The 19,708-nt window shown below is 66.2% G+C and carries 18 protein-coding genes; 9 read left to right on the plus strand and 9 right to left on the minus strand.

Going from position 1 to position 19,708, the window contains the following annotated elements; all coding sequences use genetic code 11:
- Window positions 1–6: 6 nt before the first annotated feature.
- From DBO33_RS01610 to DBO33_RS01635, 6 genes are read right to left on the minus strand one after another with little or no spacing between them, the layout of a single operon-like run.
- Complete coding sequence (locus DBO33_RS01610) at window positions 7–1,113, minus strand: MCE family protein (RefSeq protein ID WP_107653461.1); 1,107 nt, start codon at window positions 1,111–1,113, stop codon at window positions 7–9.
- A complete protein-coding gene (locus DBO33_RS01615; RefSeq protein WP_107653462.1) occupies window positions 1,113–2,108 on the minus strand; it encodes an MCE family protein in 996 nt (331 codons plus the stop codon). The genes DBO33_RS01610 and DBO33_RS01615 overlap by 1 nt, the downstream gene beginning before the upstream one ends.
- Window positions 2,108–3,157, minus strand: a complete 1,050-nt coding sequence (locus DBO33_RS01620) for an MCE family protein (protein WP_107653463.1) — start codon at window positions 3,155–3,157, stop codon at window positions 2,108–2,110. The genes DBO33_RS01615 and DBO33_RS01620 overlap by 1 nt, the downstream gene beginning before the upstream one ends.
- Window positions 3,154–4,626: an MlaD family protein gene (locus DBO33_RS01625; RefSeq protein ID WP_199856508.1), complete on the minus strand. Its 1,473-nt coding sequence runs from the start codon at window positions 4,624–4,626 to the stop codon at window positions 3,154–3,156. Before DBO33_RS01625 ends, DBO33_RS01620 begins: the two co-directional genes overlap by 4 nt.
- Window positions 4,627–4,632: 6 nt before the next feature.
- The gene (locus tag DBO33_RS01630; RefSeq protein WP_107653465.1) at window positions 4,633–5,496 is read right to left on the minus strand and encodes an ABC transporter permease; all 864 of its coding nucleotides are present in this window, start codon (window positions 5,494–5,496) and stop codon (window positions 4,633–4,635) included.
- Window positions 5,497–6,315 carry an ABC transporter permease gene (locus DBO33_RS01635; RefSeq protein ID WP_199856509.1) on the minus strand — a complete coding sequence of 273 codons (819 nt, stop codon included), beginning with the start codon at window positions 6,313–6,315 and terminating at the stop codon, window positions 5,497–5,499.
- Window positions 6,316–6,877: 562 nt separating this feature from the next.
- On the opposite strand from DBO33_RS01635, the gene DBO33_RS01640 reads away from it, so the two are divergent.
- Window positions 6,878–7,552 carry a S1 family peptidase gene (locus DBO33_RS01640; RefSeq protein ID WP_107653467.1) on the plus strand — a complete coding sequence of 225 codons (675 nt, stop codon included), beginning with the start codon at window positions 6,878–6,880 and terminating at the stop codon, window positions 7,550–7,552.
- A 61-nt stretch (window positions 7,553–7,613) separates the two neighbouring features.
- Here the strand turns inward: DBO33_RS01640 and DBO33_RS01645 are convergent, their stop codons facing one another.
- Both DBO33_RS01645 and lppU read right to left on the minus strand, forming a co-directional pair.
- A complete protein-coding gene (locus DBO33_RS01645) occupies window positions 7,614–9,083 on the minus strand; it encodes an MFS transporter (protein WP_107653468.1) in 1,470 nt (489 codons plus the stop codon).
- 144 nt (window positions 9,084–9,227) lie between these two features.
- The gene (gene lppU / locus DBO33_RS01650; RefSeq protein WP_107653469.1) at window positions 9,228–9,845 is read right to left on the minus strand and encodes an LppU family putative lipoprotein; all 618 of its coding nucleotides are present in this window, start codon (window positions 9,843–9,845) and stop codon (window positions 9,228–9,230) included.
- 194 nt (window positions 9,846–10,039) lie between these two features.
- On the opposite strand from lppU, the gene DBO33_RS01655 reads away from it, so the two are divergent.
- The 8 genes from DBO33_RS01655 (at window position 10,040) to DBO33_RS01690 (ending at window position 19,051) form a co-directional block, all read left to right on the plus strand.
- Window positions 10,040–10,615 carry a DUF6764 family protein gene (locus DBO33_RS01655; RefSeq protein ID WP_107659868.1) on the plus strand — a complete coding sequence of 192 codons (576 nt, stop codon included), beginning with the start codon at window positions 10,040–10,042 and terminating at the stop codon, window positions 10,613–10,615.
- A gap of 112 nt (window positions 10,616–10,727) precedes the next feature.
- On the plus strand, window positions 10,728–11,939 hold the full coding sequence (locus tag DBO33_RS01660; RefSeq protein ID WP_107659869.1) for a serine hydrolase domain-containing protein: 1,212 nt from the start codon (window positions 10,728–10,730) through the stop codon (window positions 11,937–11,939).
- 46 nt (window positions 11,940–11,985) lie between these two features.
- Window positions 11,986–13,389: a cytochrome P450 gene (locus DBO33_RS01665; RefSeq protein WP_107653470.1), complete on the plus strand. Its 1,404-nt coding sequence runs from the start codon at window positions 11,986–11,988 to the stop codon at window positions 13,387–13,389.
- A gap of 300 nt (window positions 13,390–13,689) precedes the next feature.
- Complete coding sequence (locus DBO33_RS01670; protein ID WP_107653471.1) at window positions 13,690–14,592, plus strand: L,D-transpeptidase; 903 nt, start codon at window positions 13,690–13,692, stop codon at window positions 14,590–14,592.
- A gap of 172 nt (window positions 14,593–14,764) precedes the next feature.
- Window positions 14,765–15,694 carry a carbohydrate ABC transporter permease gene (locus tag DBO33_RS01675; RefSeq protein WP_107659870.1) on the plus strand — a complete coding sequence of 310 codons (930 nt, stop codon included), beginning with the start codon at window positions 14,765–14,767 and terminating at the stop codon, window positions 15,692–15,694.
- Window positions 15,695–15,744: 50 nt separating this feature from the next.
- Window positions 15,745–16,557, plus strand: coding sequence for a carbohydrate ABC transporter permease (locus DBO33_RS01680; protein ID WP_199856510.1), 813 nt, complete (start codon window positions 15,745–15,747; stop codon window positions 16,555–16,557).
- Between the two features lie 16 nt (window positions 16,558–16,573).
- Entirely contained in the window at window positions 16,574–17,902 is a 1,329-nt protein-coding gene (locus tag DBO33_RS01685; protein ID WP_107653473.1) for an ABC transporter substrate-binding protein, read from the plus strand.
- 69 nt (window positions 17,903–17,971) lie between these two features.
- A complete protein-coding gene (locus DBO33_RS01690) occupies window positions 17,972–19,051 on the plus strand; it encodes an ABC transporter ATP-binding protein (protein ID WP_107653474.1) in 1,080 nt (359 codons plus the stop codon).
- Window positions 19,052–19,094: 43 nt separating this feature from the next.
- On the opposite strand, the gene DBO33_RS01695 is transcribed toward DBO33_RS01690, so the two are convergent.
- Window positions 19,095–19,589, minus strand: a complete 495-nt coding sequence (locus DBO33_RS01695; RefSeq protein ID WP_107653475.1) for an SRPBCC family protein — start codon at window positions 19,587–19,589, stop codon at window positions 19,095–19,097.
- Window positions 19,590–19,708: the final 119 nt, after the last annotated feature.

The raw sequence follows: 19,708 nt of genomic DNA on the forward strand, positions 1-19,708 counted from the left end.
GGTACGTCATTTCGTCAGTCCGAGCAGCGCTGCGGTCAGGCCGTAATCGGGCCCGAAGTCCTGCATGTTTCCGGTGCGGCAACCGTCCGCCTTCATCTGGATCCGCTCGCAGAACACGCTCACCATCTCACCGGACAGTGCCGTGCCGATGATCGCGTGCAGCCGGACGTAGCGCCCCTCCCGGTTCACGATCCGGTCGATGTTCTGGAAGACCATCGGCGCCACGTCGACGACTTCGGTGATGCCGTAAGCGTTTTCGCGCAACTGGGCGGTGACGTTGGTCAATCCTGCCAGGGCGCTCGCCAGCTGATCCTGGTACTGGCCGAGCGTGCCGCTGGTGTTGGCCAGGAAGTCGTTGATCTGATCGAGCGTCGCCTGCAGGCCGGGGGCCTGGTCGGCGAGCAGCCCGGTCATCTGGGTCATCCGGTTGCTGAAGTCGCGCACCGACTGGTCGTTGTCGGCCAGCATCGTGGTGAGCTCGTTCAGCTTGATGATGATGTTGGACACCGCATCCTTGTTGTCCACACCGACTTTCAGCGCGCCGGACAACGCGTTGAGCGTGTCCCGCATCTTCTCGCCGTTGCCGTTCACCATCGGGTACAGCACCCGGCCGGAGAGCGGGCCGATGCCCTCGGTGCCCGGCTCCGGCTTGAGCGCGGCGGCGAACTGATCGATGGTCTTGATCATCGTGTCGAGTTCGACCGGCGTCTTGGTCTTGGCCAGCGGCAGATGCGCGCCGTCGGTGAGGGTGTCGCCCTTGGTGTAGACCGGGGTGAGCTCGACGTGCCGGTCGGTGACGATGGACGGCGAAATGATGGCGGCCATCGCGTCTTTCGGAATCTTCACGTCGTTGTTGATCGACATGTGCACCTCGACCAGGGTGCCCTTCGGCACGATCTTGTCGACCTTGCCGACGTCGAGCCCGAGCACGGTGATCGGGTTGCCCTCGTAGATACCCGCGATGTTCTCGAAGTCGGCGGTGACCCGAATGGTCTGGCCGAGTGCGTCGTTCACCGAACTCGGCACCAGCGAGCAGCTACCGACGGTCAGCGCGGCGGCCCCGACGACGAGCGTCTCGGCCACTCTGCGCAGGTTCTGTGTCGTCCAGGTCATCACTGGCACCCCTCGATCACGTTGGCGCGGCACAACCAGTTGTCCGGGAAAATCCACGGCAGGCCGACCGAGCCGTACGGCCCGTTGCCGCCCCAGGAGTTCGCCAGGTAGCGCACGGTCGGCGGCATCAGCGACAACAGCCGGTCCAGATTTTCCTTGTTCTTCTGCAGGCCCTCGGACATGGTGTTGAGCTGCACGATGGTCGGGCCGAGCTGATTGTCGTTCTGCGCGCCGATCTCCTGCAGCTGCCTGGTGAGCTCGGCGATATTGTCGAGCAGCTGGCGCAGCAGCCCCTGGCGTTCCATCACCCGGTTCGCGATGGCCTCACCCTGGGTGATCACCAGCAGCACGCTGTTGCGGTTGTCGCCGAGGATCTGGGTGACTCGGTTCAGATCCTTGAGCAGGCTGTTGACCTCGTCCTTGCGCGCATCCATCACCTTGGCCAGCGCGCCGACACTGTCCAGCGCCTGCGCCACCAGCTCCGGCGAATCGCCCATCTGCTGGTTGATCAGGTTCAGCGACTCCGACAGCTTCTTGGTGTCGAGCGCCTCGAACTTCGGCGTGCCTTCCTGCACCACATCGGCCAGGTTGTACGGAACGGCGGTGTTGGACACCGGGATCCGGCCGCCCTTCAAGCCGGAACCGTCCCCGGGATCGAGATCCACGTAGCGGGCGCCGAGCAGCGTGGCCATCTTGATCGACGCGCGGGCGTCGGGGCCGAGCTTCACGCCGTTCTTGACGCTCAGGGTCAGCAGCACGTGGTCGCCCTCGAGCTTCGCGCCGTCCACCCGGCCACTCGTCACACCCGCGACGTTGACCCGATCGCCGACCTTGATGCCCGCGGCCTGCACGAACTCGGCTTTCACCGTCTGCTCGCCGACACCGATCAGCTTGACCACGCTGGAGGCGAGCAGCAGCACCACGATGAGCGCACCGCCGAGGATGCCCAGCCAGAAGTAGCGGTTGTTGTCGAACCTTGCCTTCATCTTCGACATCATGGGCGGCACACCGCCGACTGGGCCTTGCCACCGATGCCGAGGTTGTGGATGAACCCGCGCGGGAACAGCACCCCGTAGAGCGAGATGTCCAAGCCGCAGAGGTAGGCGTTGGCGTAACCACCCTCGGCCGTGTGCTTGCCCGCGATCGAGATGATGTTGGGCAGGTCGATCGCCATCTGATCGAGCTTGGCGCCGTTGTCCAGCAGCAGCGTCAGCGCCGCGCTGGTGGAATTCTGGGCGGTCTGCAGCTTGGGCTGGATGTGGCCGACCATGTCCACCAGCGAGCTGGTCGCGTTGGCGATCTGCACGGTCGAGGTCTGCAGCGACTGGCCCTGCTCGTACAACCCGCCGATCAAGGCCCGGGTCTGGGTCACCAGGGTCTCCAATTCATCACCTCGTTTGGCCAACCCCGCCATCACACCGGAGAGGTTGGTGATCACATCGGCCAGGATCGCATCCCGCCGCTGGAAGTCGGTGGCCAGCTGCGCGGCCTGCATGATGAACGCGCTCAACGAGACTCCGTCACCCTGCAGTGCCTGGATGAAGGTCTCGGAGAGGCGGTTCACCTGCTCGGGCTGCAACGCCTGGAACAGCGGCTGAAAACCGTTGAGCAGACCCGAGACGTCGAACGACGGCTCGGTCCGCTCCAGCGGAATCGACGCGTTGTCCTTCAGCGGTGCGGGACCGGACGCCTTGCCCGGCGCCAGGGCCACATACCGCTGGCCGATCAGGTTCTGGTAGCGGACAAGGGCTTTGGTGTCGTCGTAGAGCGTTTGATCGCGCTGCACGACGAAGCTCACCTTCGCCACCTGCTTGCGCAGCTTCTGATCCCGGACCAGCTCGATCTTCTCGATCTTGCCGACCCGCACGCCCGCCATGCGCACGTCGTCACCCTCGTGCAGGCCGAGCACGTCGGTGAAGGTCGCCGAATAGGTGCGGGTATCGCCATCGACGATGCGCGCCAGGGTATTCCAGACGACCACCGTGACGAGGATCGACACCAGCGCGAAGATGCCGAAGCCGATCAGTGGTTTACGAATACTCATCGGCCCACCCCGTTTTCGGCCACATGCATGGTCCCGCCCTTCAGAATCGAGCTCAGCAGCAGATATTCGGCGGTGGTCGGCTTGCGGCCGAGCAGCTTGGCGATGGCCGCGTCACCCTGGTAGGAGATCTCGCCTGCCGCGGGGACGGGCGCGGGCGCGGCCGCCGGTTGCGGAGCCGGCGGGGCCGGCTGGCCGAGCAGACCGGGCAACATCGGGAACAGACCCTCGAGCGGAGTGCCCGCGAACGGCGCACCCGGCACACCGGCCTGCACCGGCTGCGGAACCGGCGTGGTGACACCCGGGATCAGCGGCAGCCCCGGCATCGGCACCACCGGCGGCAGCCCGGCCGCGGACTCGAGCGCCCTCGGCTTCAACTTGTCGGGCAGCGGCGGCAATTCGTTCACCGCGGGCGCGGTGAAGCAGCTCGGTCCGGCCAGCTCGCCGTAGCGCGGGCAGTCGGCCACGGTGTACGGCTTGTACGGCGTCAGCGTGACACCCGCGTTCCACATCTGCTGCTTCTGCGGACCCCAGGTGAACGTGCTATCGAACTTACGGACGGTCTCGCTGAGGTTCAGGATCGTCTGGGTGATCGCGTTGGGGTCTGCGGCTACCGCACCGAACATGTCGCTGATGCCCTCGGTCACCTGCTTGCCGACATCGCCGTTGCGGGCGAACAGGCCGTTCACGGTGTCGACCGTGCTGCCCGTCCCGGTGATCAGCGCGACCAGCTCGCTGCGCCGGTCGGCGATGGTGCGTGCGGTCTCCACCGAGGTGCCGAGCACGTCGAGCAGTTCCGGGGAGGACTCGTTGAGCGCGTGGAACGAGCTGGAGAAGTCACCGAGCATCACGCCGAGATCCGGGATCGAGTCGTCCACCGACTGCAGCCAGCGGTCGAATCGCTCGACCGTCGAGCCGGGCATCCGGCCGCTGCCGTCGAGCGCCTGGGACAGCGTGCCGAGCACACGACCGAACTCCATCGGATCGATCCGGTCCAGGATGTTGCGGACCGTGGTGAGCGTGTCCTGCAGGGCGAGCGTGCCTTTGCTGCGATCTTCCTCGATCACCGAGCCTTCGCGCAGGTACTGATCGGCCGGGCCGTTGAAGACCAGCTCGACCGAGGTGACCGCAAACAGGTTGCTCGGCACCACCCGTGCGGTGACGTTGGCGGGCACGCCGGAGGCGAACTCCGGCTTCACCTCGATCTTCACCTTCTGCAGCTCGCCCTTGGCCGCGACCTCGACCTCTTTGACCGCGCCGACGAGCACGCCGCGGAACTTGACGTCGGCGTCCGACGGCAGCCCGTCACCGGTAGTGGTGAGGTTCGCGGTGACGTTCACCTTCTCGACGAAATAGCCCTGGTATCGGGCCATCAGGAAGCCGAGCACCAGCGCGAGCACGACAAGGCCGCCGACGCCCGCGAGCAGCAACTGACGCATTGTGGGTCCGCGCCCACTGGGATCGATGATCATCTGGTGCTACCCCGAGATCCTGATGCCGGGGTTGACTCCCCAGATCGCCAAAGTCATGAACAGGTTCGCGAAGACGACCGCGATGATGCACACCTTGATCGCCCGGCCGGCCGCGACGCCGACCCCCTCCGGTCCACCGGAGGCGAAAAAGCCGTAGTAGCACTGGATGAACGTGGTGATCGCGACGAACAGGATCGCCTTCAGCAAGGAATAGATCACGTCCGTCGGTACCAGGAATTGATAGAAGTAGTGCTGGTAGGTACCGCCCGGCGTGCCGCCGATCAGTTGCACGGTCAGCGAGCAGGACAGGTAGGCCATGGCCAGGCCGAGGCAGTACAGCGGGATGATGGCGACCATCGCCGCGAACATCCTGGTGCTGATCAGGTAGGGCAGCGGCCGGATCGCGATGGACTCCAGCGCGTCGATCTCCTCGGAGATGCGCATGGCGCCCAGCTGTGCGGTGAACCGGCAGCCCGCCTGCGCGGCGAAGGCGATCGTCGCGAGCAGCGGGCCGAGTTCGCGGGTGGTGGCGAACGCGGAGACCGCGCCGGTGATCGGGCTCAGACCGAGCAGGTTCAGCGAGTTGTACCCCTGGATGCCGACGGTCATCCCGCCGAACGCACTGAGGATGACCACGACGCCGATGGTGCCGCCGCCGACGACCAGGTTGCCGTTGCCCCAGGAGACGTCGGAGAGCAGCCGCCACACTTCCTTGGGATAGTGCTTGAGCGCCAACGGGATCGAGCCGATCGAGCGCAGCAGGAAGAACACCTGGTGGCCCAGCTTGGCGAGCAGATCGACCGGTGCCTGCGCACCCTTGCGAAACTGCTGGAACGGCCGCAGTAGCGGCGGAACATATGTCGACGACACTCAGACCACCTGTGACGGGAGCAGTGCGTTGTACACCTGGGTGATGATGAGGTTCACCCCGAACAACATGATGGCGGAACTCACCACCGCGGAATTCACCGCGTTGGCGACGCCGCCGGGACCACCGCGCGCATTCAATCCGTTATCGCACGCGATGATCGCGGCGAGCAGACCGAAAATCAGCGATTTGATCAGTGCGACAAGAAGATCGCGCGTTACCGCGAACGAGGAGAAGGTGCCGATGTAGGAACCCGGCGTACCACCCTGGGCGAAAATATTGAAGATGTAACCGGTCAGGAAGCCGACGAAGACGACGAAGCCACAGAGCAGCACACTGACCAGCATCGCCGCGCCGAGCCGGGGGGCGACCAGCCTGCGCATCGGGTCGACGCCCATCACCTTCATGGCGTCGATCTCTTCCCGGATGGTGCGCGAGCCGAGGTCGGCGCACACCGCGGAGCCGACGGCGCCTGCGATCATCAGCGAGGTGACGAGGGGAGCGCCCTGCTGGATGATGCCGAGGCCGTTGGCCGCGCCGATGAAGGAGGTGGCACCCACCTGGCCTGCGATCGAGCCGACCTGGATGGAGACGATGACACCGATCGGGATGGCGACCCGCAGCGTCGGCGCCGCCGAGACACTGGCCATGAACGCGCACTGACGGATGAACTCACGGAACGGAAAGCGGCGCCGGAAGATGGCGACGAACAGTTCGGCGACCGCGGCGATCCCCATGGTGATCTGGCGACCGAAGGTCTCCAGCGAAGCCTTCGGATGGTCTGCCCAGTAACCCTTGGTCCAATCGACCGCATCACTCATCCGTGATCCTGTTGGCGGACTCTCGGTCGACTGCACTGGCTAACCCCTCTCGACGCCGGTTGGCTGCCCCGACGACTTGTTTGCTTGACGCACCTTACTACGTAGTAAGCCAGAACACACCACCCTCCTGTGATTGCAGTCATAGACGATCGTCACTGTGGTCGAAACGCTATGGCGGCCGCCACCGATATTGGGTCACAGCCCAAAACGAAGGGTGGATTCTCTGGAACAAGTTACAGGTCAACCGGGCGAATCGACCGCCCAGACAAGATCATCGCGGCAATTTATTCGGATAGAATTCATGCAAAATGACATTTGATTCCGGAACCGAACAGAACGGGCTGTACTACAGTTCGAGGACAAACTCGAAACGGACATCGCCCCTTTTGATAGCTTGTCGCTATTATGGATAATAAGAGACATAATTAACCTTATGTCGAAAAAAGGGGTTGAGGCCCGCCCGCCGTGGACACCCCGTAGTAGATGACGCGCCCGGACCCGAATACTGACACGATGGGTGCGACAAATTGATATCGTGCGGGCTTCCGACGTCTGGAGGGACATGTTCAGCAAACTCGCCAAGGTGGCCAACGCCGCCTTCGCCGTAGCCCTCGGTGCGGCGCTACTCGGGACGGGCGCGGGGGCCGCTCAGGCCGAGCCGGGCCCGCCGGTTGTGGGCGGCGGCTCCGGCATCATCATCGACAACCAATTCGAGTGCACCGTCACCACCGTCGGCCATGACAACGCGGGCCGGCTCGTCGGTCTGACCGCGGGCCACTGCGGCGACCCCGGTGCCGAGGTGTACGCGGAGGTCAACCGCGGCGCCGGGGTGATCGGCCGGTTCGTCTACTCCAACCATGAGCTGGACTACGCCGTTATCGAGTTCGAGCCGGGCGCGATCATCCCGGTGAACCGGATCGGCAACGTCACCATCACCGGGCTCGGCGCACCGCCGCAGTTCCCGATGATCGTGTGCAAGGAAGGCCGCACCACCGGCAACACCTGCGGCATCAGCTATGGCGACGTGTTCGCGTCGAACATGGAGACCTGGAGCCAGATGTGCGTGGTGGAAGGTGACTCCGGTGCGCCGGTCGTCATCGGCTCCACCCTCGTCGGCATGGTGAACGCCTACCTCGCCCTGGCCTGCTTCGGCCCCGAGGTCGGCACCAACATGAGCACCATCATGGGCGACATCAACGCCCGCGGCGGTGTCGGCGCAGGTTTCATGCCGATCTGAAAAGTCTCCACCAGACAAGAGCAGTGAGCGGGCGCGCGGTTGAGAAACCGTCTGCGCCCGCTCATTTTTCGTTGGTAGCAGGCGCTTCCGAGCCAGGCGGCGCGACCGCCGGTCCGGACACCGCGCACTGCGGCAGGCAGTCGACGCTGTCCAGGGTGGCGGGGTGCTTCGGCTGCCGCAGCAGCAGCGCCGCGAGCACCGCACCCGCCACCAGCAGCCCGACGCAGACCCACACGGCGGTGCCGAAGCCGTGATGGAAGGCGACGGGATCGCCGAGGGAGCCCGAGAGGCCGGCCAGGCCGGGCAGCGCGGCGACGGCGAGCAGCTGTGCGGTCCGCGCGACAGCATTGTTCACACCGGAGGCGATGCCCGCCTCGCTGGCCGGGACCGCGCCGAGCACGGCGCCCGTGAGCGGGGCGACGAGGGCCGAGAGACCGAAGCCGAATACGACCACGCCGGGCAGCACGTCGGTGAGGTAGACGGTGTCCGGGCCGATGCGCAGCAGCAGCACCAGCCCACCCGCGGCGGGCAGCGGCCCGATCGTCATCGGGATGCGCGGGCCGTGCACCTGCGCCCAGCGCCCGGCCGGCGCCGAGAGCACCAGCATGATCAGCGTGATCGGCACGGTGGCCACACCCGACATCAGCGGTGAATAACCCGCCACCAGCTGCAATTCCAGCACCAGCAGGAAGAAGACGCCACCGAGGGCCGCGTAGACCGCGAGGGTGACCAGGTTCGCCGCGGTGAACACCCGCGACGCGAACAGCACCGGCGGCACCAGCGGATGGTCGCTGCGCAGCTCGATCACCACGAACGCCGCGAGCAGCAGCACCCCCGACACCAGCAGCAGCGGCATGGTCTCGATCAGGCCGAAGGTCAGTGCGCCGAGCGCGACCGCGACCACCAGGGCGCCCGGCACGTCCAACCGCGACTTGGCGTTCGGATCATGGCTCTCCGGCACATGTTTCAGCGCGACGAGCACCACCACGAGGGTGAGCGGCACATTGATGAAGAAGATGGAGCGCCAGCCGGCCAGCTCGATCAGCCAGCCGCCGAGGAACGGCCCGAGCGCGCCCGCGACCCCGCCGAAGCCCGACCACAACCCGATCGCCGCGCCCTGGTCGCGCCGATCGATGGAGGACGAGATCAGCGCGAGGCTGCCCGGCGTCAGCATGGCACCGGCCACGCCCTGCAGAATGCGAGCGAACACCAGCATCTCGATATTCATCGCGGCACCGCACAGCACCGACGCGAACGCGAAACCGATGGTGCCCCAGACGAATACCTTGCGCCGGCCCAGCCGGTCGCCGAGCGAGCCGCCGAGCAGGATGAACGAGGCCAGCGTCAGCGTGTACCCGTTCAACGTCCACTGCAGCCCGGCGACGTCGGTGTGCAGCGATTCCCCGATGCGGGGCAGCGCGATGTTCACCACGGTGGCATCGAGCGAGGCCACCGACGAACCGAGGATGGTGGCCAGCAAGATCCACCGGCCGGTGGACGACTTCAGCCGGGGAAGATCAATCGTGCTCACCGGGACAACTTAGCTGGCCGATGCGGGAATGCCGGGGAGTTCACCGCTGGGCGAAAGTGTCAGCTCCGCTGGTGAAAGTGTCACTGGTCCTGCCGAAAGTGTCAGGGCTCCTGGGCAAAGAGTCAGAGCTGCTGAGCGACAGTGTCAGAGCTCCTGCACGCAGACGACGAACCGGCGCTCCTCGTAGACGTAACCGGTGCCGCTGCCGCAGACGCTGACATCGTCGGCGCCGTCCACCCGCTTGACCACCTTGACGCCCTTGGTCGGGGCGGTGCCGGTGCAGTCGATCCGCTTGGGGTCGTCACCGCCGACATCCATGCAGCCGCCGACGACCCAGTCGATGTCGAGGCAGTACGCGCCCTGCTCGATGCCGTTGAGGGTCTCGGCGTAGTAGTTGTCGGCGTCGCTCACGCACTGGGTGCTCTTGGGCGCCTTGCCGATCACCTTGTAATTGGCCGAGCGGCTGCCGCAGGACGCCTTCGCGATGGTGGCGTTCGAGGTGGTGCCGCCGAGCGTGACGCAGTCGCCCTCGCTGGCCTCGAAATCGGTGTTGCCGCCCTTGGTGGTCGGCGTCGGCTTGCCGGTGGTCGGTTTGCCCGAGGGCTTCGGCGTGCTGGTGATCGACACGGCGTTGATGGTGCCGTTGTCCACCGCAGGTTGCGCGCGGCCGCTGATGGTGGAGCTACAGCTCACCACGGATAGGGCCGCCACCGCGACAAATGCCGCGAACGCGACACGACCCCAGGCCAGTTGACCAGACACGAAACAGTCCTCCCGAGCTGTCACGCTCCGAACTCAAACCCCCGTAAGAATCCGAAGTAAACAAAATATAGCTGAGCTTGAAATACACGCCATGCATACACCATCGAGCGCGCACACGTCGACTCGACCGTGGAATCGGGGTTCCAGCAACCCATCTGGGTATGGTGGTCTTCAGCGTTGGAGAGGAGTTACCCGTGAAGCTGATCAGCATGATCGTCTGCTCGGCCGCCGCGGTGCTCACCTCTCTGGTGCTGCCTGCGGTGGCCTCAGCAACCGATGTGCATTGCACCTCGGAAAACGGCGCCGACATCACGGTGATCGACGGCCACACCGCCTGCCGCGCCGCCAGCGACCTGCTCGGCCAGGCGAAATCCGTGGGAATCGACGGTGTCGGCTACGCGAACGCGACTCTGGGCGCCACCGCGATCGGCATCGGCATGGCCGGTGGGGTCGGCGCCAGCGATGGGGCCGGCGGGATTCCGATCGCGCTGGGCATCGGCCAGGATGCGATCGCGCGCAGCTCCATCGACGGCGCAGGGGATTCCGACAGCGCAGTGAATCCGGACAGCGCAGTGGAGTCGCGCCCCACAGGCGCACCACTCATCGCCGCGTCGGTCGCCCTCGACGGTTCGCGGGCGGCCGTGCAGACCGGCGAGAACACCGTGGTGTGCCTGGGCACCGGCGCCTTCGCCTGGAATTCGCGCACCGGCGACACCTGCCTCAGCACGCCCTTCGGCCGCTGGCAGACCCCGGTGCACCAGCTACCCTGAGTAACGGTCCGATGATCGGTGGTCAGGAGGTGACCCCATGGTTTCGGCAACGGCAGCGGGCGACTTCGGCGCCACCGACCCGGCGGCAGGCAAGCTCGCCGCGCCCAAAGAGATGCTGGTCGACCCGCGCTTCATCCGGTTGGCCGACCAATTCTTCGGCATGTTCACCCAGCCGAGCCGCGGCGGCGGGGCGCTGGCCATCTATCTCGACGGCAAACCCGTCGTGGACATCTGGGCGGGCTGGGCCGGCAAGGACCGGCGCTGGAACGGCAGCACCGTCGCACTGACCTTCTCCACCGGCAAGGGCGTCGCCTCCACCGTGCTGCACCGGCTGGCCGAACGCGGCCTGGTCGACTACGCCGCGCCGGTCGCCACATACTGGCCCGAGTTCGCCGCGCACGGCAAGGACGACATCACCGTGCGCGACGTGCTCGCACACCGCGCGGGCCTGCACCGGGTGCGCGGCCTGGTCCCCGGCCGGGAAGGCATCCTCGACTACGACGCCGTGATCCGGGCGCTGGCCGACAGCCCGCCCGACCCGCGCCGCATCCGCACCTCCGGCTACCACGCGATCACCTTCGGCTGGCTGGTCGCCGAGATCGTGCAGCGCGTCACCGGTGACCCGTTCACCGAGGTGCTGCGCCGCGAGATCGCCGTGCCACTCGGTCTCGACGAATTCTGGTTCCGGGTACCGGAATCCGAGCGCTACCGGATCGCCAAGATCTTTCCGCACCTCAGCCCGCCGGGGATGCGCTGGAACACCGCCTCGTCGGTGCTGTCCTGGGTGCGCCCGGTCCGCGGGCTCGCCGAGGCGGGCATGCCGGAGAGCTTCGACGAGCTGGTCCGCGACCCCCGGGTGCACGACGCGGTGATGCCCGGTTGGAACGGCGTCTTCTCGGCTCGCGCGCTGGCCAGGATGTACGGGGCGCTGGCCAACAACGGCGAGGTCTACGCGACGCACCGAGGTGGCGGGGCGACCGTGCGGCTGCTGCGGCCGGAGACGATCGAGACCATCAACCAGGCGCAGCCCGCCGAAAGCCGCGACTACGTGCTCGGGCTACCGCTGCGTTTCACCCTCGGCTACCACCGGCCGGTGCTGATGTCCAAGCAGCAGCCGCGAAAAGCGTTCGGCCACTACGGTGTCGGCGGATCGGGCGCCTACGCCGATCCGGAGTTGGGTATGTCGGTCGCGTTCGTCACCAACCGGCTCGGCAACGCGGTGACCGCGCTCGGGGATGCTCGCATGGCGCGGTTGGCGGCGACGGCGCGCAATACCGTACGCAGGATCAAACCCACCGTGGTCGTGGACGAAACAGCGGGCTAGGGCGGCCGCATCGAACCCGACTGCGGATGACTTCGTACCTATAGATATGGACGTGGGCACAGCCGAGCCCGGCGCAGGCGAGCCGCGCGCCGCCGCCGTGCCGAAACCACCTCGGCTGATCGTGCTGCACGCGCTCGCCGCGGGCCTGGACTTCGACAGGTACTTCCGCTGGCGCCGAACGCGCGAGGGTGATCCGTTCTTCGTGCGCTTCCCCGGCTTCGGATCGGCGCTGTTCACCGGCACCGCCGAGGGTGCGCGCGAGCTGTTCCGCGCGCCGGTCGACGCGACCGCACCGCCGCGGCCGAATCCGATCGAACCGCTGGTGGGCACCGCCTCGCTGATCCTCACCGCGGGCGAGCGGCATCGCCGCGACCGCGCGCTGCTGGCCCCGGCCTTCCACGGTGCGCGGATCCGCGAATACGGGGCAATCACCCAGGATTCAGTGCACCAGGAACTCGCGGGCGACAGCGGCCGAGTGTGGCGGCCCGGCGCCCGCATCGACGCGCGGGCGGCCACCCGGGCGATCACGCTGCGGGTGATCCTGACCGCGGTGTTCGGGGTGGACAGCCCCCAGCGGCGGGCCGAATACACCGGTGCGGTCGGCGAATTCCTCGCCACTTTCTCCGGGCCGCTCATGCTGCTGCCGGTGCTGCGGCAAGGGTTGTTCGGCCATGCGCCGTGGGACCGATTCGTCGCGGCCCGGGCTCGGCTGGATCGGCTGATCCTCGACGACATCACGCGCCGGCAGGCAGGCCCGCCGACCACCGACATCCTCGGCACGTTGCTGAGCGCGCGCTACGACGACGGCACTGCGATCACCGACGACGACCTGTGCGACCAACTGCGCACCCTGCTGGTCGCCGGGCACGAAACCACCGCGACGACGCTGGTCTGGGCACTGTTCCAGCTGCACCGCGCACCGGAAGCCCTGGCCCGGCTGCGCGCGGAGTTGCGCGCGGCCGGACCGGACGCCACCCCGGTCGAGCTGGCCGCGCTGCCCTATCTCGACGCGGTGTGCCAGGAGACGCTGCGGCTGCATCCGCCGGTGCCCATCGTGGTGCGCAGGCTGACCGCGCCGTTCACATTGCGCGGGGTGGCCCTGGCGACGGGGGACACGATGGGGATCGCGGTGCCGTTGCTGCACTCGGACCCGCAGGTGTGGTCCGAGCCGCGGCGCTTCCGGCCGGAGCGGTTCCTCGAGCGCAGATACCGGCCGTTCGAATACGCCCCGTACGGCGGCGGGCATCGGCGCTGCGTCGGGGCGGCGCTGGCGGACTACGAACTGCGAATCGCGTTGGCTACCATCGTGAGCCGCGTGCGGCTGCGGCTGGCGCCACGGTATGCGAACGGCCGTACGCCGATGTCGGTGCCGCACAACATAGCAACCGGTCCGCATCGCCCGATTCCGTTCGACGTGGTGAGTGATTTACGTCACGAAGGCGTTTGGTAGACCCCGCACAGCGACCGACCAGCGGCATCGATCCGTACCCCGGACTCGCCGACGTGACCGGTACCTTTCGCCGAACCGGACAACGACTACCCGGTTGTGTGACCGCTGCCACACCGAACGGTCGGAACGAATCACTGTGAACCGCAACTGGCTTCGGGCCGCACCGGGACGGTAGGAAGGATGCAGGGTCGGGCCGTCAATACCCGTGGGGCAGCCCTGCCTGCTTCACGCCGATGAGAGATCTCGAGACACGCGTGCGCCTGTGCGCGTGCGCCGAGAGATGGAATGGACGAGAAACCTATGCATGCCGCTTCGCACACCGGGTCGCTACCTGCCCACCGCCGGGGAGCACAGCTGACCCGCAGGCTGCGGGCGGGCGCCCTGTTGTCCGCGACGATCGCGGCGGGCGTTCTGCTCGTCGCGCCCGCCGACGCTGAACCGTTCCCCGGACTCGGCTCCGGATCGGCCGGTTCCGCGCAGGACCCGGCGCCACAGCAGCCGAACTTCGCGCCACCGTCGATCAACATCGCCGACGGCGAGGTGGTCGGGGTGGCCCAGCCGATCATCATCAACTTCAAGGAGCCGGTGGCCGATCAGGCCGCCGCCGAGAAGTTCATCAAGGTCACCTCCTCGAAGAACGCGCCGGGCCACTTCTACTGGCGCGGTGACAAGCAGGTGCGCTGGCGGCCGAACGACTTCTGGCCGGACAACACCGACGTGCAGGTCGAGGCGGGCGGCACGCGCAGCTCCTTCAAGATCGGCGACGCGTTCGTCAGCACGGCCGACGACAACACCAAGACCATCACCATCACCCGCAACGGTGAGGTGGTGAAGACCATGCCGACCTCGATGGGCAAGACCAAGCACGAGACCCCGAACGGCACCTACATCGTCGGCGAGCAGCTGCGCAAGATGATCATGGATTCGTCCACCTACGGTGTGCCGACCACCGACCCCGAGGGCTACAAGCTCGAGGTCGAGTACGCGACCCGCATCTCCAACAGCGGCATCTTCGTGCACGCGGCCCCGTGGTCGGTCGGCCAGCAGGGCAGCTCCAACGTCAGCCACGGCTGCCTCAACGTGAGCACCGAGAACGCCAAGTGGTTCATGGAGAACTCGCGCAAGGGTGACCCGGTCATCATCGAGAACACCAAGGGTGGCTCGATCGGGACCAGCGACGGCCTCGCGGGCGACTGGAACTAAGCCCTTCCCGCACAACTGAAGACACGTCACGAAGCCGAACATTACGATCAATTAAGCAAATTGCTGATCGTGATGTTCGGCTTCTTGATTCACTGGGCGCGTGCTCGAGAAGTTCAGTGCCCCGCCGGACAGCGTTAACCGACTGTTTGCTCCTGTCCGTAGAGTGCGCGGCGTGCGAGCGAAGCCGGAACGTGTACTCCCCCAACCGCGCAGCGGCGGTTTGCGGAACCGGCCCTGGCAGGACTACGTCCTGTTCCTGATCCTCGTGGTGCCGAATCTCGCGCTGCTCACGCTGTTCGTCTATCGGCCGTTGATCGACAACATCCGGCTCTCGTTCTACGACTGGAACATCTCCGACCCGGTGGCCACCTTCATCGGGGTAGCGAACTACCGCGAGTGGTGGGGTCGCTCGGACTCCTGGGAGATCGTCAGCAACACGGTGGTTTTCACCCTGGCGGCGGTGGTCGGCAGCATGGTGCTCGGCCTCGCGCTCGCCCTGCTGCTGGACCGGAAGCTGTTCGGGCGCAATGTGGTCCGCTCGGCGATCTTCGCGCCGTTCGTGATCTCCGGCGCCGCCATCGGCGTGGCCTTCCAGTTCATCTTCGACCCGAGCTTCGGCCTGGTCCAGGATGTGCTGCACCGCTTGGGCGTCGCCACCGTGCCGGACTTCTACCAGAACCCGAACTGGGCGCTGTTCATGGTGACGGTGACCTACATCTGGAAGAACCTCGGCTACAGCTTCGTCATCTATCTGGCCGCGCTGCAAGGGGTTCGGGCCGAGCTGATGGAGGCCGCCGAGATGGACGGTGCGAGCCGGTGGACCACCTTCACCAAGGTGCTGTTGCCCCAGCTGCGGCCGACCACGTTCTTCCTGTCGATCACGGTGCTGCTGAACTCGTTGCAGGTCTTCGACATCATCAACGTGATGACCCGCGGCGGCCCGCTGGGCACCGGCACCACCACCATGGTCTACCAGGTGTACGAAGAGTCCTTCCGTAACTTCCGCGCCGGCTACGGCGCGACCGTGGCCACCATCATGTTCCTGGTGCTGTTGGTCGTCACGCTGGTGCAGGTTCGTGTCATGGATCGGAATGAGCAGTGAAAAGCGCAGGCGCCGAGACAGATTCCTACCGACGTCGCCAGCGTGGGGTCATGCTGCTCGGCTACGCCGCCATGGTGTGCGTGCTGATCATCGTCGGCGTGCCGCTGTTCTGGATCGTGATCACCTCGTTCAAGGCGCGCCCGGACATCTACGTGCAGCCCGCGGTGTACTGGCCGAACAGCTTTCACCCGGAGAACTATCGGGACGCCACCACCAAGCTGCCGTTCTGGACCTTCTTCGGCAACTCGCTGATCGTCACGGCGGTCGTCTCCGCGGTGAAGTTCGTGCTCGGCGTGTTCAGCGCGTACGGGCTGGTGTTCCTGCGGTTCCCCGGTAAGTCGGTGGTATTCCTGGTGATCATCTCGGCGCTGATGGTGCCCAACCAGATCACCGTGATCTCCAACTACGCGCTGGTCTCGCAGCTCGGCTGGCGAAATACCCTGGTCGGCATCATCGTTCCGCTCTGCGGCGTCGCGTTCGGAACCTTCCTGATGCGCAACCATTTCCTGTCGCTGCCGTCGGAAGTGATCGAGGCGGCCCGGATGGACGGCGCCAACTGGTGGCGGCTGCTGACCAGGGTGGTGCTGCCGATGTCCGGGCCGACCATGGTCGCCTTCGCGGTGGTCACGCTGGTCAACGAGTGGAACGAATACCTCTGGCCGTTCCTGATGGCCGACGGTCCCGAGGTGGCCACGCTGCCGGTCGGCTTGACCCTCTTGCAGAACACCGAGAACCCGAGCGTCACCAACTGGGGCCCGGTGATGTCGGGCACGCTGCTGACCATGCTGCCGATTCTCATCGTGTTCCTGCTGCTGCAGCGCCACATGATCAAAGGCCTCACCTCTGGTGCGGTCAAGGGTTAGATACAGGAGATATCACGTGTCCACTTCTCAGTTCCCCGCGCTGTCCCGGCGCGGATTCATCGGGCTGGCCGGCGCCGTCGCCGCGGGCGCCGCGCTCACCGCCTGCGCGGGTACCGGCGGTGGCGCCAAGCAGTCCGGTGACGCGAACACCATCAACTTCTGGTCCAACCACCCCGGCAGCTCGAAGGATCAGGAAACCGAGCTGATCAAGCGCTTCCACGAGAAGTTCCCGGACCTGAAGGTCAACCTGATCGACGCGGGCAAGAACTACGAGGAGGTGTCGCAGAAGTTCAACGCGGCCCTCTCCGGCGGCGAGCTGCCCGATGTTGTTGTGCTGTCCGATGTCTGGTGGTTCAACTACGCCCTCAACGGCTCCATCGAGGCGCTGGACGGACACTTCGCGCACGCCGGCGTGAAGCTGGACGACTATGTGGACTCGCTGGCCGCGGACTACCTGTTCAACGGCAAGCATTATGCGTTGCCGTACTCCCGGTCGACGCCGCTGTTCTATTACAACAAGGACGTCTGGGCGAAAGCCGGTCTGCCGGACCGTGGTCCGAACAGCTGGCAGGAGTTCGACGAGTGGGGTCCGAAGATTCAGGCGGTCGTCGGCGACGGCAAACTCGCGCACGGCTGGGGCAACGCCGAGAACTATTTGGCCTGGACCTTCCAAGGACCGAACTGGACCTTCGGCGGCGCCTACTCCGATGAATGGCAGCTGAAGTTCAACGACCCCGGCACCATCGCGGCGGGCCAGTTCCTGCGCGACATGATCCACACCAAGAAGTACGCGGGCATCAAGCCGCAGATCGCGGTCGATTTCGGCACCGGCGTCATCGCCTCCACCATCGCCTCCACCGGTGACCTCAAGGGCATCAAGCAGAACGCGGAAGGCAAGTTGCAGTTCGGCACCGCGTTCCTGCCGCACCCGAACGGGCCGGGCGTCACCACCGGCGGCGCCGGTCTGGCGATTCCGGCGCGCATCTCCGATGACCGGAAGGTGAACGCGCTCAAGTTCATCGAGTTCATCACCAACCCGGCGAACACCGCCTACTTCTCGCAGACCACCGGGTACATGCCGGTGCGCAAGTCGGCGATCACCGACCCGAGCGAGCAGGACTTCCTCGCGAAGAACCCGAACGCCAAGGTCGCCATCGATCAGCTGCCGCTGACCAAGTCGCAGGACTACGCCCGGGTGTTCGTGCCGGGTGGCGACAAGATCATCGGCACCGGACTGGAGCAGATCGGCTTGCAGAACGCCGATCCGGCAACGGTTTTCGCCAATGTCACCCGCGAGCTGCAGGCCATCATCGACCGGCAGATCACGCCGAAGCTGCCCAAGTAATACCCGCACCTCGGTGGCGGTCACCCCGGGTGGCCGCCACCGTGAGTTCACACGAGGAGATCGACGCCCATGGCCACAGTGCAGTTCGACGGTGTGACGCACCTGTATCCCGGTGCGCCGACACCCGCCGTCGACAGCCTGGAGATCGACATCGCCGATGGGGAGTTCATCGTGCTCGTCGGCCCCTCGGGCTGCGGCAAGTCGACCAGCCTGCGCATGCTGGCCGGACTGGAGTCGGTGGAGGCGGGCCGCATCCTGATCGGCGGCAAGGACGTCACCGGGCTGCCGCCGCGCGCCCGGGATGTGGCGATGGTGTTCCAGAGCTACGCGCTGTACCCGAACATGACCGTCGCGCAGAACATGGGCTTCGCCTTGCGCAACGCGGGCATGAACAGGGCCGACACCCTGGTCCGGGTGCAGGAGGCGGCGAAGATGCTGGAACTCGAGCACCTGCTCGACCGCAAACCGGCGAAACTGTCCGGCGGGCAACGGCAACGGGTCGCGATGGGCCGGGCGATCGTGCGCAGGCCGCAGGTGTTCTGCATGGACGAGCCGCTGTCCAACCTGGACGCGAAGCTGCGCGTCAGCACCCGGTCGCAGATCGCCGCGCTGCAGAAACGGCTCGGCACCACCACGGTGTACGTCACCCACGATCAGGTCGAGGCGATGACCATGGGCGACCGGGTCGCGGTGCTGCTCGACGGCAAACTGCAGCAGATCGCCGCGCCGCGCGAGCTGTACGACAACCCGGTGAACACCTTCGTCGCGGGGTTCATCGGTTCACCGGGCATGAACCTGCTGGAGGCGCCGGTGCGCGACGGCGCGGCGATCCTCGACGAGCTGCGTATCCCGTTGCCGCGCACCGCGAAACTCGGCGACCGGGTGGTGGTCGGCATCCGCCCGGAGTCGTGGGAGGTGACCACCGACGAGGAGGGCCTCACGGTCGCCGCCGAACTACTCGAGGAGCTGGGCGCGGAGTCGTTCGTTTACAGCCACGGTATCGCCGAGGACTGGAACAGCCGCTCCGGCAAGGTGGTTGCCCGGGTGGACCGCCGGTTCCAGGTGGCGCTCGGCGATCAGTTGCGGCTGCGGCCCAAGCTGGACGATGTGTTCTTCTTCGACGCGGAGACCGAGGAACGCCTGCGCTGACGGCGTGCCCCGGCTCGCCGGATGCGGCTGGACCCGCTGAACCTCAGGCCTTTTCGGCCGCGACCTTCAGCGCGCTCAGCCGCACCTCCTGCACTTTGCGCACCTTGTCGTTGCTGTAGAACAGTGGCAGCAGCAGCCCACCCATCGACTCGGACACGGTCACCTTGGTCCGGGTGTCGTCCAGCGGTTCGAGCACATGCCGGTCGATCGCCTTGATCCACAACGACTTTCCGGACCAGGTCAGTTCGCGGTCCGCGGCGACGACGGCGAATGTGGAGCTCACCGCGCCGCTGCCGAGCTTCCACTGAAACGTCCCGCCCGGGCGCACTTCACTGAGCGATTTCAGTTCGAAGCCCGGATACCAACTCGGCCAGTTCCGTACGTCGGCGAGCACGGCCCATACCCGTACCGCGGGCGCCTCGATCACGATCTCGTGCGAACTATGGATCGGCGCGGCGTCATCGATGCGGCCCTGGGCGGCGTACTCGCGGTGCAGCGTCGCCAGATCCGGTCCGCTGTAGAACATATCGCTCGCCATGAGCTCTCCCTTTGTCGACCGTATAAGCGGGAGCCCGCCGTCCTCCGGTGCACGGCCGACAGTACGGATCGATATCCGAAAAGTCGCTGCTCTGGCGGCAATTAGACGCAGAATGGCGC

It is taken from the genome of Nocardia suismassiliense, assembly GCF_900269665.1.
GTDB classification, from domain to species: Bacteria; Actinomycetota; Actinomycetes; order Mycobacteriales; family Mycobacteriaceae; genus Nocardia; species Nocardia suismassiliense.